Below are 14,992 nucleotides of genomic sequence, written 5' to 3' on the forward strand. Positions count from 1 at the left end.
ACCCGATGGCGCTCAGATATGTGCGCTTTCCTTAGACGCTATTCGCATAAAAGAACGGATTCGTCAAATCCGGCGGTGTCCGGGGCGCGTCCGCCAAGTCTACAACGCGCCGAGGACAGCACCGAAAATTTTGAGGTTGGGCAGCTCTGAGGTTTGTACTTCCGTGTACTCGGCGTCCTTCCCGTAGCCGAGGACCAGCCAGTGATCGCGGCGTATCAGGAGCCGGCGGACATCGGGGCGGCCCCAGAGGGAGTAGGCATAGGTGCCGCCATCGATGACCTGGTCATGCTGCGTGGCGGTGATATCCACCAGCACCAGCGCGTGTCGTTCGATTTCGGGCTCCATTGCGTGGGAAGGCTGGAACGTCCAGCGCACTTCCTCGATCGCGGTCAGGCCGATCTTCCGCCTGGCCAGGAAATCCGGCAACAGGATGCGCGCCGGTCCCTCGGAATGCCCGAATTCGAGGAGCCGTTCGATCGTGACATGGTCCACGGGCGAGGCGCCCGTGCGAGCGCCGAGGGACGGCGTCTTGTGCGGCGGCGTGTACCCGGCATGCAGCAAGCGCTCGTAGCCTTCGCTGATGCGCTCAGGCGCGACGCCCAGCAGGGCGGCGATGGCGACGGCTCGCTCGGCGGGAATCGGTCGCCGGCCCGTCCGCCATTGCGACACATTGTTGCTTCCCACCCTGGCATGCGCGGCCACGGTGATATTCCGGGTGCCCGTGCTGTCCATCGCTTCCGCGAAGGCGCGTGAGTATCTGTCCATAGCGGTCATCCTAACGGAATTCAGGATTTCGAGTGCTTCGGGTGCAACTTTAGATATTGACATGAAAAATAGCAATGCTATCTTTCTGGTCGCGCCGTATTGCAGCTCAAGCCGCCATTTGTCAGCTAGGCGATTTCGCAGCAAGGGTGGGGGAGATCGGCGGCAGCCAAGGTGGCTTGCCGGGAGGCCCGGGTCGTCGGAGCGATCGCTGACCCGATGCCAAGGGGTTCACCGCGCATGGTGTTATCACAAGGGAGGTGCAACGTGCTGATTCTGACGTGCCGTGTCGGCGAAACCATCCGCATCGGCAATGATTTGAGCGTGACCCTGCAAGACCGGTGCCGTGGCCGCGTCACGGTCAGCGTCATCGGGCCGGTCGAGGCGGACCTCTACTTCGACAACGTTTGCATGAGGCCTTCGGTGCTGCCCAGCGGCGCGCGATCGTATCTCTTCTCGATGCTGGCGATCCGGCGCTTCCGCGTGGGTGAGGTCGAAATCAGGATCTGGTTGCCGGGAGACGCGGTCTCGCTGGCGGCGGATTGCGACGAGCATCTGCATATCGGCGTCATCGCCCCGAAGTCCCTGCAGGTCACCTGCGAATCGAAAAACCTGGATGTCCGCCCTGCTGCGGATTCGTCCCATGCATTGTCCGGCCTGGTCTGGGCCTGAGGTCATCACGCCATGCTCATCCTCAACCGACGCGTCGGCGAAACCATCTGCATCGGCGACGATGTCTGCGTGACCGTCTACGACAAACTGCGCTATCACGTCACGATGGGCGTGATCGCGCCACCCAGTGCGCAGTTGTTCTACGGAGACACGTGCCTGCGTCCCGCGATCCTTCCGGATGGCGAGCGCTTCTACCTGATTTCGTTGCTGACGGAGGAAAGCTTCCGGATCGACGATGTCCAGCTCGGCGTCAGCTTCACTCCCTCCTATCTCGGCGCTGGGCCCACCCGAAAACGCCAGGTCCGCATCGCGGTGGCGGCACCGCAATCGGTGGCGGTGCATCGCGAGGAAATCTATCTGCGCCGGTTGAAACTCGCGGGCAAGGGCTGTCCTCAGATGCCGTTTTCAACCTGGCTACGCCAGGCGAATCTGGCCGTATCCTCTCGCGCAGCCGCCTGAGTTACCCAATCCCGGATTCCGGATCCGGATCCCGGTTTCTGCGCAGCCGCGCCCCAGCCCCTCGACGTTCTTGAGCGATCCAACGGCAGGCCGCACTTCGGTGCCGGCCCCTGCGGCATGTCCGCCGTGCGCGTACAAATATCGTCCCGAGCAGCGGAGACACGCCGGGACGACTACAATCGACCCTCCTCGACAAGCATGCCAGCGGTGGAGGGCGATGGCTTTCCGCTCGCGCGCCAGCACCCGGAATTCAAAAAAATACAGACGGATCAAAGGGATATCCACTCCATGGTGCTGATGATCGACAACTACGACAGCTTCACCTACAACCTGGTGCAGTACCTGCAGGCGCTGGGCGCGGATGTGAAAGTAGTGCGCAACGACGAATTGAGCGTCGCGCAGATCGAAGCGCTCAACCCTTCGGCCATCGTCATTTCCCCGGGCCCGTGTACCCCGAACGAAGCGGGCGTGTCGGTGGACGTGATCCGCCAGTTGGGCGACCGCATTCCGATTCTCGGCGTCTGCCTCGGACATCAAAGCATCGGTCAGGCCTACGGCGGGGATGTCATCCGCGCGGGCCGGATCATGCACGGCAAGACGTCGCGCATCCACCATCAGGGCAAGGGCGTGTTCGCCGGCCTGCCCGACCGCTACGAAGCGACGCGTTACCACTCGCTGGTGGTCGATCAAGGCACCTTGCCCGATACCCTCGAGGTCACCGCCTGGACCGAAAACGACGACGGCACGATCGAGGAGATCATGGGCCTGCGTCATCGCGACTACCCGGTGGAAGGCGTGCAGTTCCATCCCGAATCGATCCTCACCGAACACGGCCATGCGCTGCTGAAGAATTTCCTCGCGCGCGCGGCTTGAGCGTATCCGGCGACATCGCGGCTTGCGCTTCCGAACCAGACTCCGAATTGCGAACTCCATCCATGTCGATCACGCCACAAGAAGCCCTGCAACGGACCATCGAGCATCGCGAGATCTTCCACGACGAAATGGTCGAGCTGATGCGCCAGATCATGCGCGGCGAAGTCTCCCCGCCGATGGTCTCGGCGATCCTCACCGGCCTGCGCGTGAAGAAGGAAACCATCGGCGAAATCGCCGCCGCGGCCTCGGTGCTGCGCGAGTTTTCGCACAGGGTCGAAGTTCCCGATCGCGACCGCCTGATCGATATCGTCGGTACCGGCGGCGATGGCGCGCATACCTTCAACATCTCCACCGCCAGCATGTTCGTGGTCGCGGCGGCCGGCGCGAAAGTCGCAAAACACGGCAATCGCAGCGTGTCGTCGAAATCCGGCAGCGCCGACGTGCTCGAAGCGCTTGGCGCGAAGATCGAGCTGCAGCCGGAACAGGTCGCGGCCTGCATCGCAGCCACCGGCATCGGCTTCATGTTCGCGCCCGTGCATCATCCCGCGATGAAAATGGTGGCGCCGGTACGTCGCGAGATGGGCGTACGCACGATGTTCAATATCCTCGGGCCGCTCACCAACCCGGCCGGCGCGCCGAACATCCTGATGGGCGTGTTCCATCCCGACCTCGTCGGCATCCAGGCGCGCGTGCTGCAGGAACTCGGCGCGAAGCGCGCACTGGTGGTCTGGGGCCGCGACGGCATGGATGAGCTCTCGCTCGGCGCGGCATCGCTGGTCGCGGAACTGCGCGATGGCGTGGTCCGCGAATACGAAGTGCATCCCGAGGATTTCGGCATCGGCATGTCGGCCAGCCGCAACCTGCGCGTCGAGGATGCGCACGAATCCAAAGCGATGCTGCTCGAAGCGTTGAACAACAAGCCCGGGCTGCCGCGCGAGATCGTGTGCCTCAACGCAGGCGCTGCGCTGTATGTGGCCGGCAGCGCCGACAGCATCGCCCTCGGCATCGAAGCGGCGCGCGCCGCGATCGCCAGCGGCGACGCGCGCGCCAAGCTCGAACACTTCATCGACACCACGCAGAAACTGGCCGCATCGTGAGCGGGATGCCGTCCGCCGGGCGTTTCGCGGATACGCCGGAGCCGCCTTATTACGCGGTGATGTTCACGTCGTTGCGCAACGGCGAGGACGACGACGGGTATGGAGAAGCGTCCGGGCGGATGATGGAGCTCGCCGTGCAGCAGCCCGGTTATCTGGGCGCGGAATCGGTGCGCGACGCCGAAGGCATCGGCATCACCATCAGTTACTGGCGCACCGAAGCCGACATCCTCGGCTGGAAGCATCAGGCCGAGCATGCCGCCACCCGCGCGCGTGGCCGTCGCGACTGGTACACGCGCTATATCACCCGCGTCGCCAAGGTCGAACGCGCCTACGACTGGTTCGCAAAAACGCCATGATCAACACCATGAACGATCGACAGCACAGCACCGGACGCGCGGATATCCTGCAGCGCATCCTCGACCGCAAAGTCGAGGAAGTCGCAGCGCGCAGCGCGCGCGTGTCGCTGGACACATTGCGCGCGCAGCTCGCGGATGCGCCGCCGCCCCGCGGCTTCGTCGCCGCGATCGAAGCGAAACGCGCGGCCGGAAACCCCGCGGTGATCGCCGAGGTCAAGAAGGCCAGCCCGTCGAAAGGCGTGATCCGCGAGGATTTCGACCCCGCAGCGATCGCGCGCAGTTACCAATCCGCGGGCGCCGCGTGTCTGTCGGTGCTGACCGATATCGATTTCTTCCAGGGCGCCGACGCCTATCTGCAGCAGGCGCGCGCCGCCTGCGCGCTGCCCGTCCTGCGAAAGGATTTCACCGTCGATCCGTATCAGATCGTGGAAGCGCGCGTGCTCGGCGCCGACTGCATCCTGTTGATCGTGTCGGCATTGGACGACGCGCAGTTGACTTCGCTGTATCGCGAAGCGATGGACATCGGTCTCGACGTGCTGGTGGAAGTGCATGATGCGGCCGAGCTCGAGCGCGCGCTGAAACTGCAGTCCATCGGCGGGCGCCTGCCGATGATCGGCGTCAACAACCGCAACCTGCGTACGTTCGAGGTCTCGCTCGCGACCACGCTGTCGCTGAAATACGCGGTGCCTGCCGACCGCATTCTGGTGACCGAAAGCGGTGTCGGCACGCGCGACGATATCGATTGGCTGCTGGCGGCCGGCGTCGACGTATTCCTGGTCGGCGAGTCGTTCATGCGCGATCCCGACCCCGGCGCCGCGCTGCAGCGACTGTTCTTTCCGGGATGAGCGCGCACGCATACCCGACACCTGCGGCCGACGCACCGCTGATCGTCTTCGATTTCGATCACACGCTGTACGACGGCGACTCCGGCAGCCATTTGTTCAAGTGGCTGATCGAACGCAATCCGTGGCGCAAGCTGCTCGCGCTGCTGATCGCGCCGGTGTTCGGCCCGATGATCGCGTGGATGCCGACGCGACGTCGCGGCATCTCCGCGTTCGTGTGGGTCGGCACGCTGGGCATGAAAACCGTCGCCGATTTCAACGCTGCGACCGATCGTTACGTGGTTGCGCACACCGATGCGATCCGATCCAGATTGCTGCCGATCGCCCTCGGCGTCTTGCGCGCGCATCGTGAGGCCGGCGATCGCGTCGTCATCGCCACCGGCGCGCCGCCGGAACTCGCCCGCGCGATCCTCGCCTTCGTCGCACACGAGGATCTGCCGGTGATCGGCACCCGGGTCGGCCCGAAATACGGCGCCATCGGCGCGATCCGCCACTGTCACTACCGCATGAAGATGACGATGATCCGCGACGCCGGCTTCACCGCGCCGGTGGAAAAAGCCTACTCCGACAGCAGCGCGGATCTGCCGCTGCTGCAGGCGGCGCTGCATCCTGTGGTCGTCAATCCGAAGGCGAAGCGCATCGCGATGTTCCGTCGCGCGCTGCCCCCAGGTACGCCGATCCTCAACTGGGGGTGTCCGGGGCGTGCTGGCGATGCCGTTTGCTGAGTGAGCTCAGCTATCGCCATCGAGCTGGACGGCTGTCGAGTCGGCAACAGCCTGCAATCAGCATGCTGGCTGCGTGAGGTCAACGCTGATGCACCCCGGGCAACATGATCGAGCGACGGCATCAGCAGCGGAGGTGAAGTTTTTTCGGGCGTCTTCCAGTCGCCGCTGCGCTTCTTCAAGCCGCAGTTGTTCACGGAGAACACGGATTGACAGCCCGATCGCGACACCGAGCGCGATGGTTGCGATGACCAGGAGGACGGCGCCGAGGGCTTGGCCGACGATCGGAACGGCGGATACCGCCGCCATCGCCGCGTACAGTGCTGCAGCCAACACGAACAACGCTGCTACCGCCGTGGCATACGCATCTCGAGTGCTGCGAATGGAATTGACCTCCGTGCATCGTTCCAGGATTACATTGCGCGCCCGGACGATGCCGGCTTCCGCGTCACGGCACGCGGCGTTTTCCGCACAAAACAATGGCGAACACGGCGTTGGAATGCCAGGCCCGTCCATGCCTGGCGGAATCAGCGCATAGGGCGTATCGGGAGGAGTGATGGCGTCGTTGCATTCGACGCCCTCTGCAAACAGCGGGAAACGCCCTCGCTCGATGCTCTCCACCAGAAATTCCGAGTACGGCGCGCAGTTCGCGATTTGCTCGTGGATCGGAACGTGCGATCTGTCGAAAATCCGGACCCGCCGGATGCCAGCGCCACCGCGATCAATCGCGATGACACGAACCGTGGCGACGAAAGTGTCTGCTTCGCGCAGTAATAAATGGAATTCGATCACGGCAAATCTCCATGCGCATGTGGCAGGGCTCTAGAACACGCCCCTGCGTCGACATGTCGTGCATCGTGCTGGGCTATGAAAGAAGGTACGGCAATGCAGCGAAATTGCGGCCAAGCAGGATTGATGAATGCCGGGCATGATCTCGACGAAGGTCCGCCGTTTCCTTGTCCGCATTCCTCCGGATGTGCGAATGGAACGTCCTCAAGAGCGTGAGCGGATAGGGAGATGGGTTCGCAGGGGTGTCTATCCCCTTCGCGACCAGCGATAATTCCCGCATGGACACCTGACCCCTGTCGCGCCCTCGTGGTGCGATGACCGCTGCCACCGGGAGCCACCGAATGGCCGAGACCATCCGCCACGACAAGACCGCGCGCCAGCTGCGTCTGCTATCGGACGCGCTGGACAGCGGCCGTCTGGGTCCCGTGCGCCGGCTGGTCAACAGTCTGTCGCCGGCGGAGATCGGCAACCTGCTGGAATCGCTGCCGCCCGGCAAGCGCAGCGTGGTCTGGGGTCTGGTCGACGCCGAGGACGACGGCGAGGTGCTGGTCCACGTCGGCGAGGATGTGCGCGAAAGCCTGATCGCGGACATGGATCCGGACGAGCTGGTCGCGGCGGTCGAAGATCTCGATATCGACGACCTCGCCGATCTGGTCGAAGACCTGCCCGATACGGTCATCGACGAAGTGCTCAAGTCGATGGATCGCGAGAACCGCGAGCGGCTGGAGCAGGTGCTGTCCTACGACGAGGACAGCGCCGGCCGATTGATGAACCCGGACGTGGTGACGGTGCGCGCCGACACCACCGTCGATGTGGTGCTGCGCTACCTGCGCCTGCGCGGCGAATTGCCGGAGCATACCGATCATCTGTACGTCATCAGCCGCCGTCATCAGTATCTGGGACGGATCGCGCTGCAGTCGCTGCTGACCCGTGACGCCAGCACGCCGATCAACCAACTGATCGACGATGAGCAGCCGGCGATCGGCGTGGACGAATCCGCCGATGAAGTGGCGCGGGTGTTTTCCGACCACGACTGGATCAGCGCGCCGGTGGTCGACGACAACAACGTGCTGCTCGGTCGCATCACCATCGACGATGTGGTCGACATCATCCGTTACCAGGCCGAACACCAGGCGCTCGGCGCCGCCGGTCTGGACGAAGAGGAAGATCTGTTCAGCCCGGTGCCGCGCGCGGCGAAGCGGCGCGCGATCTGGCTGGGCATCAACCTCGCGACCGCGTTTCTCGCGTCCTGGGTGATCGGCCGCTTCGAGGCCACGCTGGAGCAGATCGTCGCACTGGCGGTGCTGATGCCGATCGTCGCCAGCATGGGCGGCGTGGCCGGTACGCAGACACTGACGCTGATGGTGCGCGGTCTCGCGCTGGGCCAGGTCGCGCACGGCAATCTGCGCGCGCTGCTCAGCAAGGAAGTGCTGGTGGGTCTGCTCAACGGCATCATCTGGGCGATCGTGGTCGGCGCCGTGTCCACGTTGTGGTTCCGCGACATCAAGCTCGGCCTGGTGATCGGTGCGGCGATGGCCATCAATCTGGTCGCCGCCGCATTGGCGGGAGTGCTGGTGCCGTTGACCTTGAAACGGATGAACGTCGATCCCGCACTGGCCGGCGGCGTGGTGCTGACCACGGTGACGGATGTGGTCGGGTTCCTGAGTTTCCTCGGACTCGCGACGCTGATTCTGATCTGAGGATCTGCGTGCGGGCTTTAGATCGCGCTTTTGATCTGATTCCCGATCCGATTTTCGATTCCGCCGGAATCACCGCGATTGGTTCGTGCGCCCGACCTGACATGAAAAACGCCGCGACTGCGGCGTTTTTCATGATGTCGTCGCTATCGTATCGTCACTCGGTGCTCAGAGCTTCACGAGTTCGACCCGACGATTTTTCTCGCGCCCGGATTCGTCGGCATTGTCCGCCACGGGCTTGTCTGGGCCGAAGCCTTTGGAGCTCAGGCGCGACGGATCGATGCCAAGACCGACCAGCGTATCCAGCACGCTGCTTGCCCGTGCGGAGGACAGCTGGCGATTGTGGTCCGCGCTGCCGGTGTTGTCGGTGTGACCTTCGATCGACAGTTTGAGGCCTGCGTTGGCGTCGAGAAGCTTCTTGATTTCATCGACGACGGCTTGGCTGTCGGCGCGCAGTGTCGACTTGTCGGTGTCGAAATTGATGTGCAGCGACACGCGGCCTTCTGTATCCAGTGCGGACTTCATCGCGCTGGCGTCGAGAAAACCAAGCGATCGAATCATCGCCTGCTTTTCCAGAACCACGAGATAACCGGTGGGCCGCGCGGCTGCGGTTCCGACGTGAATCCAATATTCCTTGTCGGCGTTGCGGATCAGGTAGCTGTGGTGCTCATAGCCACTGGTCGGCGGCGCACTGCGCCAATACTGATTGACTTCGCGCAGGCCGCCGACTTCGTCGACGATCGGGCGTGTGAACTGCGTTTCGCTGATCTCGGCGCCGCCCAGAGCCAGCACCGCATCCTTGTAGTTGCGATGGAATTCCGTGGTCGAATATTCCCGCTGTTTGTCGGGGCCTATCAGGCTCATCTGATTGTGGTAGAGCCGACCTTCGACCGGGATCATTTTTTTTCCGGCGAGAAAGAAATGTCGCGCGAAGCCGACGGTGCTTTTGTCGACCTTGATCTTGCCGGCCAGGCCCTCGGGTATATCGAAGAACGGGAAGGGCGGCAGTGTCCCGGTCGACAGCGGGATGTTCTCCACGCTGAACCCGGTCTCCGCCTTCGGTGCCACGGCTTCGACAGCGGCAGCGGCAGGAGGTGCAGCAGGCTTCTCGGTCATCGCTTCCGGTGTGTTCGTCTCTACGGGCGCCGTGGCCGCCGGAGAGGTGTCCTGTTGCTTGCAAGCGGACAGCAAAAGCAGAAATAGTGTGCTACCGATCAGCAGACGGCTCTGACGCATGAGGCGGTTTCCTCGACGAAACGGGATGTGTCCGCAGCATACCGGAGCATCCCGTTTTCCGCTGTTCAGGTCGCACGGCCAGGGAGTCATGCGGCGCGTGCGGGATGATTGCAGCACTTCGTAGACATGGTCGCGGCAGGACTGACAGCATTGTCTTTTCCAGAATGCAATCGATTTCCGATTGACTGCGTCCGGTCTGCGGGAGTACACCCTGCGAACCATTCTGGAGCCCCGTATGCGCCCGACTGCCCTGTTCGCGATGGCCCTCGGCCTCGCCGTCCTGACCCCCACCGCTTCGGCAAACCATCCGATGACATCGCCCGTCGAAGACCGCTATCAGCCGAAGCCCTACATCACGCTGAAGCACCCGGCATGGTCGAAGGATGCGGTGCTGTACCAGATCAACACCCGTCAGTTCACGCCCGAAGGCACGTTCCGCGCGGCCGAGCGCGAACTGCCGCGACTGAAGACGCTGGGCGTCGATATCCTGTGGCTGATGCCGGTGCATCCGATCGGCGAGAAGAACCGCAAGGGCACGCTCGGCAGTCCTTATTCGGTGCGCGATTATTACGGCGTGAATCCCGAGTTCGGCACGCTCGACGATCTGAAACACTTCGTCGATGCCGCGCATGCGCAAGGCATGTACGTGATCCTCGATTGGGTCGCCAACCACACCGCCTGGGACAACCCGATGGTCGCGGAGCATCCGGAGTGGTACGCGCGCGACTGGAAGGGCGATTTCCATCCCACGCCGTGGTGGGACTGGTCGGACATCATCAATCTGGATTACCGCCAGCCCGGCCTGCGCAAATACATGACCGAAGCGATGGCGTACTGGGTGCGCGACGTCGGCGTGGACGGCTATCGCTGTGATGTGGCGGGTTTCGTGCCGGTCGATTTCTGGGACAACCTGCGCGGCGAACTCGACGCGATCAAACCCGTGTTCATGCTGGCGGAATGGGAATCCCGCGATCTGCACGCCAAGGCCTTCGACGCGACCTATGCCTGGAGCTGGAACAGCACGATGCACGAGATCGCGATGGGCAAGGGCGACGTCAACAAGTTCTACGTCTACTACTCGTGGAACGAGGCCTTCTTCCCGCGCGGCGGCATGCGCATGAACTTCGTCAGCAACCACGACAAGAATTCGTGGGAAGGCACCGAGTTCGAGCAGTTCGGCGATGCGCTGCACGCCGCGATGGTGCTGTCGTTCGTCGGCGAAGGCATTCCGATGATCTACAACGGTCAGGAAGCCGGCAATCCGCGGCGGCTGCAGTTCTTCGAGAAGGATCCGATCGCCTGGCGCAAGCATCCCAATGGCGCGCTGTACGCGGACCTGATCGCGCTGAAGAAAAAGACCAGCGCGCTGTGGAACGGCGAGTGGGGCGCGATGATGGTGCATGTGCCCAACGACAAGTTGGCGCAGGTGCTCAGCTTCGTCCGCCAGGATGCCAACGGCAAAGTCTTCGCGGTCTTCAACCTCTCGCCGACGGCGCAGAAGGTGCGTTTCGAGCAGACCTTGTTCCACGGCGTTTACACCGAGCATTTCAGCCGGAAATCCGCGACACTGGATGCATCGACCGCGCTGGAACTGAAGCCATGGGAATATCGGGTGTTCGTACGCTGATCCGCGGCCTCGCCTGCGCGGGCGTGTTGGCGATGACGGCGATGCTCGGCGCGTGCACGACGCTGCCGAATGCGCCGTCCACCGGCGCATTCGTCGAACGCAGCGTGACCGTTGAGGGCACGGCGTATCGCTATCAGGTGTTCGTGCCGGCCGCGCGCCATCGTCACGGTGCGGCGCCGACCGTACTGTTCCTGCACGGCACCGGCGAGCGCGGCAGCGATGGCGACAAACCCACGCGCGCCGGCGTCGGTCCTTACCTGCGTGCGCATGCGGATGTGTTTCCGGGCATCGTGGTCTTTCCGCAGGCGCCGGACGACAGCGACTGGAAAGGCGTCGCCGCACAGATCGCATTCGCCGCACTCGACGCCGCCACCGATGAATTCGGCGGCGATCGCGATCGCACTTATCTCACTGGCCTCTCGATGGGCGGCTATGGCACCTGGGAACTCGCATTGATGCAGCCGCAGCGTTTCGCCGCGCTGGTGCCGGTCTGCGGCGGGTTGACCGCGCCGCGCGAAGAGCGCGACCTCACCGTCACGCCGCTGCGCGACGAAGCGGATCCGCCGGCCGCACTGGCGCAACGGTTGAAGCATCTGCCGGTATGGATCTTCCACGGCGCGAAGGACGACGTGGTACCGCCGCGCGAGGACCGCCTGATCGATGCCGCGTTCCGCGCTGCTGGCGGCGACGTGCGCTACACCGAATTCCCCGATGCCAACCACAACAGTTGGGATCCCGCGTATTCGCAGACGCCGGCGTTGTGGACGTGGCTGTTTTCGCAGCGACGCCAATAGCGGCCGTGCTGGCCTGAAGGTTCAGTCCGCGGCGGGCTTCTGTTTGGCCGCGATCGCGCGCGCGCCGGTGATGATCATCGTCACCATCGTGCAGATCTGATCGACCAGTTCGCGGTCGCGCTCGGGCGGCAGGTCCATCGCCATCGCGCCCATCGCGAACACCAGGCGGGTGATGGCTTTCGACACCAGCGCCGGTTCGTGCATGACCGCGCCTTCGGCCGCGGCCAGCCTCACCAGATCGGTGCGCAATTCTTCTTCGAAGAACGTCAGTTCGCGATCGACCGCCTGCTTGAACGCATCCGAGCCGACGGTGCCCTCGCGCAGCAGCACGTGCAGCAGCTTGTCGTCGGCGCGCAGCTGTTCCATGAACGCTTCGACCGAGCCGCGGACGATGCCGCGCCGGGTCGCCACGCGGTGCCGCGCCGCGCCGATGATCTTGCGCAGCGAGCGCCCGGCGATATCGATCAGGGCGACCGCCAGTTCGTCCATGTCGCGGAACTGGCGATAGAAGCTGTTGGGGGCGATGCCGGCTTCGCGCGCCACTTCGCGCAGGCTCAGGCTCGAGACGCTGCGGTGTGGCCCGATCAGGCGAAGCGCCGCCGCGAGCAGGTCTTCCCGGGAGATCGAAGTCTTGCGCCCGGCATTCAGGTCGAGGCTGTCGGCGTCGGAGAGCGGTTGGGTCACGGGTAGGCGCGCATCGGAGGCCGGGATTCCGCATCATAGCCTCGCCAGAAATATACATCTGTATAGACAATTGTCTTCTCGTCTGTATAGTAGTGGCCATGAACGCTGCCGCCACCCCTCGCATCGCCCCCCGCCGTCACCTGCTCAAACGCCTGGGACGTGTCCTGCTGGCGCCGGATGCCTTCGATTTCTGGGCCTCCCGACTGAAGTCGACCTGGTCCCTGGACCGCCCATTGGCGCGGATCGTGGCGCGGACGCCGGAATCCAGTGACACCTGCACGCTGCTGCTGCAACCCAACCGCCACTGGCGCGGGTTCCGGGCGGGGCAGCATCTGAATGTCTCCGCCGAGATCGACGGCACCCGCGTTACCCGCAGCTACAGCCTGAGCGATGCCCCGCGCGCCGACGGCCGCATCGCGATCACGGTCAAGGCCATGCCGGGCGGCAAGCTCAGCCAGTATCTGTGCCATGTCGCGAAGCCGGGCGACGTGCTCACGCTCGGTCCGGCGTACGGCGAGATGACGTTGCCGGAGCGCATCGAAGGCGCCTGGCTGTTCCTCGCCGCCGGTAGCGGCATCACGCCGATGATGGCGATGATCCGCGCACAGGCTGCACAGGGCATGCCGATGCCGATCGCGCTGGCGTACTGGGCGCGCAGCCGCGCCGAACTGTGTTTCGTCGACGAATTGCGCGCACTGGCCGCGCGCCAGCCGAATTTCCGGGTCGACTTCGTGCTGACGCGCGATGCCGATGCCGCCGATTGCCGTTACGGGCGCATCGATGCGTCGCTGTTGTCGTCATTCGCGCCCGACCTGCATCAACGCCGCGTGTTCGCCTGCGGCCCCGACGGCTTCGTCGCGGCAGCGCGCGCACTGACAGCCGAGCGCGCCGTCGCGTTCCTCGCCGAAGCGTTCACGCCACCGCAGCGTGTTGATGCCGATGTCGAAGGCGGCAGCGTTCAGCTGACGCTCGCTGCGAGCAACCGTGTGTTGACCGTGCCGCGCGGCGAATCGCTGCTGACCGCGCTCGAAGCCGCTGGACTGAAACCCGCGTCCGGCTGCCGCATGGGCATCTGCAACACCTGCGCCTGCGGCAAACGCGCCGGCACCACCCGTCACCTGCATACCGGGGATGTCGAGCACGAGCCGGTGTCCGCGCTCCGCCTTTGCGTGAACAGCGCCCGCAGCGATCTCGTTCTCGACCTGTAACCACTTCGATCAGTAGCCACAACATGACCGTCACAACCGCAAACCGCGCACTCACCGCCGACGAACTCGAAAACTTCGGCCGCGAACTCGATGCCGTGCGCGCGCATACCGTCGCGACGCTCGGCCAACGCGACGCCGACTACATCCGCGCGATCGTCGCTGCGGTGCGCTGGACGGGTGTCGCGGGGCGCCTGCTGCTGTGGCTGGGCGCGGTGGTCGGCGCATTCGTGCATCCTGTCCTGTGGCCGCTCTGCATCGTCGGCACGTTGCTGCTCGCGTTCTCGAAAATCCTCGAGAACATGGAGCTGGGCCACAACGTGATCCATGGCCAGTACGACTGGATGCGCGACCCGCATCTCGACGGCAAGACCTACGAATGGGATATCGCCGGTACCGGCGACAATTGGCGCAAGACCCACAATTACCGTCATCACACCTGGACCAATGTCCGCGGGATGGACGACGACATCGGCTACGGCCTGCTGCGGATCTTTCCCGAACAGCGCTGGAAGCCGTTCCATCTCGCGCAGCCGGTGGTCGCGGTGATCTTCGCATTGCTGTTCGAGTGGGGCGTGGCGATCCAGAACCTGCGCATCGGCCGCTGGTTCGCGGGGAAGACCCGCTTCGCGAAAATGCGCGAGCAGTTCCGCCCGGTCGGCCGCAAGATGGCGCGCCAGGTGCTGAAGGATTACGTGCTGTACCCGCTGCTGGCCGGCCCGTTCTTCCTGCCGGTGCTGCTGGGCAATGCGGTGGCCAACGTGATCCGGAATGTGTGGACCTACGTCATCATCTTCTGCGGGCATTTCACCGCAGACGTGGAAACCTTCTCGAAGGAATCGGTCATCAACGAATCGCGCGGACGCTGGTACCTGCGCCAGCTGCGCGGTTCATCCAATCTCACCGGCGGCAGGTGGATGAATCTGATGTCCGGCAATCTCAGTCACCAGATCGAGCATCACTTCTATCCCGATGTGCCCGCGAACCGCTACGCCGCGATGGCCGTCGAAGTGCGCGACATCTGCGCGCGCTATGGCCAGCACTACAACACCGGCTCGCTGCCGAAGCAGTTCGGGCAGGTGGTCTGGCGGATCCTCCGGCATGCGTGGCCGAGCAGATCGAAGGTGCGTTTCGCGTATCGATTGCAGAGCGACTGAGCGCTGGACGCCGTCGTTGC

The 14,992-nt window shown here is 64.1% G+C and carries 16 protein-coding genes; 12 read left to right on the top strand and 4 right to left on the bottom strand.

The annotated features are described in order from the left end of the window. Positions 1-99 precede the first annotated feature (99 nt). On the bottom strand, positions 100-765 hold the full coding sequence (locus tag HOP03_09895; GenBank protein NOT88483.1) for a hypothetical protein: 666 nt from the start codon (positions 763-765) through the stop codon (positions 100-102). Positions 766-1,029: 264 nt separating this feature from the next. Here HOP03_09895 and HOP03_09900 point away from each other — a divergent pair, with 264 nt between their 5' ends. The 7 genes from HOP03_09900 (at position 1,030) to HOP03_09930 (ending at position 5,786) form a co-directional block, all read left to right on the top strand. Then, positions 1,030-1,434 (top strand): hypothetical protein, encoded by a 405-nt coding sequence (locus HOP03_09900; GenBank protein NOT88484.1) that lies wholly within the window; start codon positions 1,030-1,032, stop codon positions 1,432-1,434. A gap of 12 nt (positions 1,435-1,446) precedes the next feature. After that, a complete protein-coding gene (locus tag HOP03_09905; protein NOT88485.1) occupies positions 1,447-1,893 on the top strand; it encodes a hypothetical protein in 447 nt (148 codons plus the stop codon). Positions 1,894-2,181: 288 nt separating this feature from the next. Continuing rightward, entirely contained in the window at positions 2,182-2,766 is a 585-nt protein-coding gene (locus HOP03_09910; protein ID NOT88486.1) for an aminodeoxychorismate/anthranilate synthase component II, read from the top strand. A gap of 62 nt (positions 2,767-2,828) precedes the next feature. After that, on the top strand, positions 2,829-3,863 hold the full coding sequence (gene trpD / locus HOP03_09915) for an anthranilate phosphoribosyltransferase (GenBank protein ID NOT88487.1): 1,035 nt from the start codon (positions 2,829-2,831) through the stop codon (positions 3,861-3,863). A 5-nt stretch (positions 3,864-3,868) separates the two neighbouring features. Further along, on the top strand, positions 3,869-4,219 hold the full coding sequence (locus tag HOP03_09920; protein ID NOT88488.1) for an antibiotic biosynthesis monooxygenase: 351 nt from the start codon (positions 3,869-3,871) through the stop codon (positions 4,217-4,219). Between the two features lie 8 nt (positions 4,220-4,227). After that, positions 4,228-5,064, top strand: coding sequence for an indole-3-glycerol phosphate synthase TrpC (gene trpC / locus HOP03_09925; protein NOT88489.1), 837 nt, complete (start codon positions 4,228-4,230; stop codon positions 5,062-5,064). Further along, a complete protein-coding gene (locus tag HOP03_09930) occupies positions 5,061-5,786 on the top strand; it encodes a haloacid dehalogenase (GenBank protein NOT88490.1) in 726 nt (241 codons plus the stop codon). Before trpC ends, HOP03_09930 begins: the two co-directional genes overlap by 4 nt. A 57-nt stretch (positions 5,787-5,843) precedes the next feature. On the opposite strand, the gene HOP03_09935 is transcribed toward HOP03_09930, so the two are convergent. Then, positions 5,844-6,575, bottom strand: a complete 732-nt coding sequence (locus tag HOP03_09935; GenBank protein NOT88491.1) for a hypothetical protein — start codon at positions 6,573-6,575, stop codon at positions 5,844-5,846. Between the two features lie 338 nt (positions 6,576-6,913). Between HOP03_09935 and mgtE the strand changes: the two genes are divergently transcribed. Beyond that, on the top strand, positions 6,914-8,272 hold the full coding sequence (gene mgtE / locus HOP03_09940) for a magnesium transporter (GenBank protein ID NOT88492.1): 1,359 nt from the start codon (positions 6,914-6,916) through the stop codon (positions 8,270-8,272). A 165-nt stretch (positions 8,273-8,437) separates the two neighbouring features. Here mgtE and HOP03_09945 read toward each other — a convergent pair whose 3' ends face one another. Beyond that, positions 8,438-9,505, bottom strand: a complete 1,068-nt coding sequence (locus tag HOP03_09945; GenBank protein ID NOT88493.1) for an OmpA family protein — start codon at positions 9,503-9,505, stop codon at positions 8,438-8,440. Positions 9,506-9,740: 235 nt separating this feature from the next. On the opposite strand from HOP03_09945, the gene HOP03_09950 reads away from it, so the two are divergent. Next, the gene (locus tag HOP03_09950) at positions 9,741-11,132 is read left to right on the top strand and encodes an alpha-amylase (GenBank protein ID NOT88494.1); all 1,392 of its coding nucleotides are present in this window, start codon (positions 9,741-9,743) and stop codon (positions 11,130-11,132) included. Continuing rightward, positions 11,105-11,926 carry a prolyl oligopeptidase family serine peptidase gene (locus tag HOP03_09955; protein NOT88495.1) on the top strand — a complete coding sequence of 274 codons (822 nt, stop codon included), beginning with the start codon at positions 11,105-11,107 and terminating at the stop codon, positions 11,924-11,926. The genes HOP03_09950 and HOP03_09955 overlap by 28 nt, the downstream gene beginning before the upstream one ends. Before the next feature lie 21 nt (positions 11,927-11,947). Here HOP03_09955 and fabR read toward each other — a convergent pair whose 3' ends face one another. After that, entirely contained in the window at positions 11,948-12,574 is a 627-nt protein-coding gene (gene fabR, locus HOP03_09960) for an HTH-type transcriptional repressor FabR (protein NOT88496.1), read from the bottom strand. A gap of 134 nt (positions 12,575-12,708) precedes the next feature. Between fabR and HOP03_09965 the strand changes: the two genes are divergently transcribed. Next, positions 12,709-13,818 (top strand): ferredoxin reductase, encoded by a 1,110-nt coding sequence (locus tag HOP03_09965; protein ID NOT88497.1) that lies wholly within the window; start codon positions 12,709-12,711, stop codon positions 13,816-13,818. Positions 13,819-13,841: 23 nt separating this feature from the next. Next, the gene (locus HOP03_09970) at positions 13,842-14,972 is read left to right on the top strand and encodes an acyl-CoA desaturase (protein ID NOT88498.1); all 1,131 of its coding nucleotides are present in this window, start codon (positions 13,842-13,844) and stop codon (positions 14,970-14,972) included. Positions 14,973-14,992 lie beyond the last annotated feature (20 nt).

Origin of the sequence: Lysobacter sp., assembly GCA_013141175.1 — a bacterium.
Taxonomy (GTDB): Bacteria; Pseudomonadota; Gammaproteobacteria; order Xanthomonadales; family Xanthomonadaceae; genus Lysobacter_I.

Excerpts from the sequence above, each read along its gene's own strand:
- HOP03_09895 (NOT88483.1), bottom strand. The coding sequence starts at position 765 with ATGGACAGATACTCACGCGCCTTCGCGGAAGCGATGGACAGCACGGGC.
- HOP03_09905 (NOT88485.1), top strand. The coding sequence starts at position 1,447 with ATGCTCATCCTCAACCGACGCGTCGGCGAAACCATCTGCATCGGCGAC.
- HOP03_09910 (NOT88486.1), top strand. The coding sequence starts at position 2,182 with ATGGTGCTGATGATCGACAACTACGACAGCTTCACCTACAACCTGGTG.
- trpD (NOT88487.1), top strand. The coding sequence starts at position 2,829 with ATGTCGATCACGCCACAAGAAGCCCTGCAACGGACCATCGAGCATCGC.
- HOP03_09920 (NOT88488.1), top strand. The coding sequence starts at position 3,869 with ATGCCGTCCGCCGGGCGTTTCGCGGATACGCCGGAGCCGCCTTATTAC.
- trpC (NOT88489.1), top strand. The coding sequence starts at position 4,228 with ATGAACGATCGACAGCACAGCACCGGACGCGCGGATATCCTGCAGCGC.
- HOP03_09930 (NOT88490.1), top strand. The coding sequence starts at position 5,061 with ATGAGCGCGCACGCATACCCGACACCTGCGGCCGACGCACCGCTGATC.
- mgtE (NOT88492.1), top strand. The coding sequence starts at position 6,914 with ATGGCCGAGACCATCCGCCACGACAAGACCGCGCGCCAGCTGCGTCTG.
- HOP03_09945 (NOT88493.1), bottom strand. The coding sequence starts at position 9,505 with ATGCGTCAGAGCCGTCTGCTGATCGGTAGCACACTATTTCTGCTTTTG.
- HOP03_09950 (NOT88494.1), top strand. The coding sequence starts at position 9,741 with ATGCGCCCGACTGCCCTGTTCGCGATGGCCCTCGGCCTCGCCGTCCTG.
- HOP03_09955 (NOT88495.1), top strand. The coding sequence starts at position 11,105 with ATGGGAATATCGGGTGTTCGTACGCTGATCCGCGGCCTCGCCTGCGCG.
- HOP03_09965 (NOT88497.1), top strand. The coding sequence starts at position 12,709 with ATGAACGCTGCCGCCACCCCTCGCATCGCCCCCCGCCGTCACCTGCTC.
- HOP03_09970 (NOT88498.1), top strand. The coding sequence starts at position 13,842 with ATGACCGTCACAACCGCAAACCGCGCACTCACCGCCGACGAACTCGAA.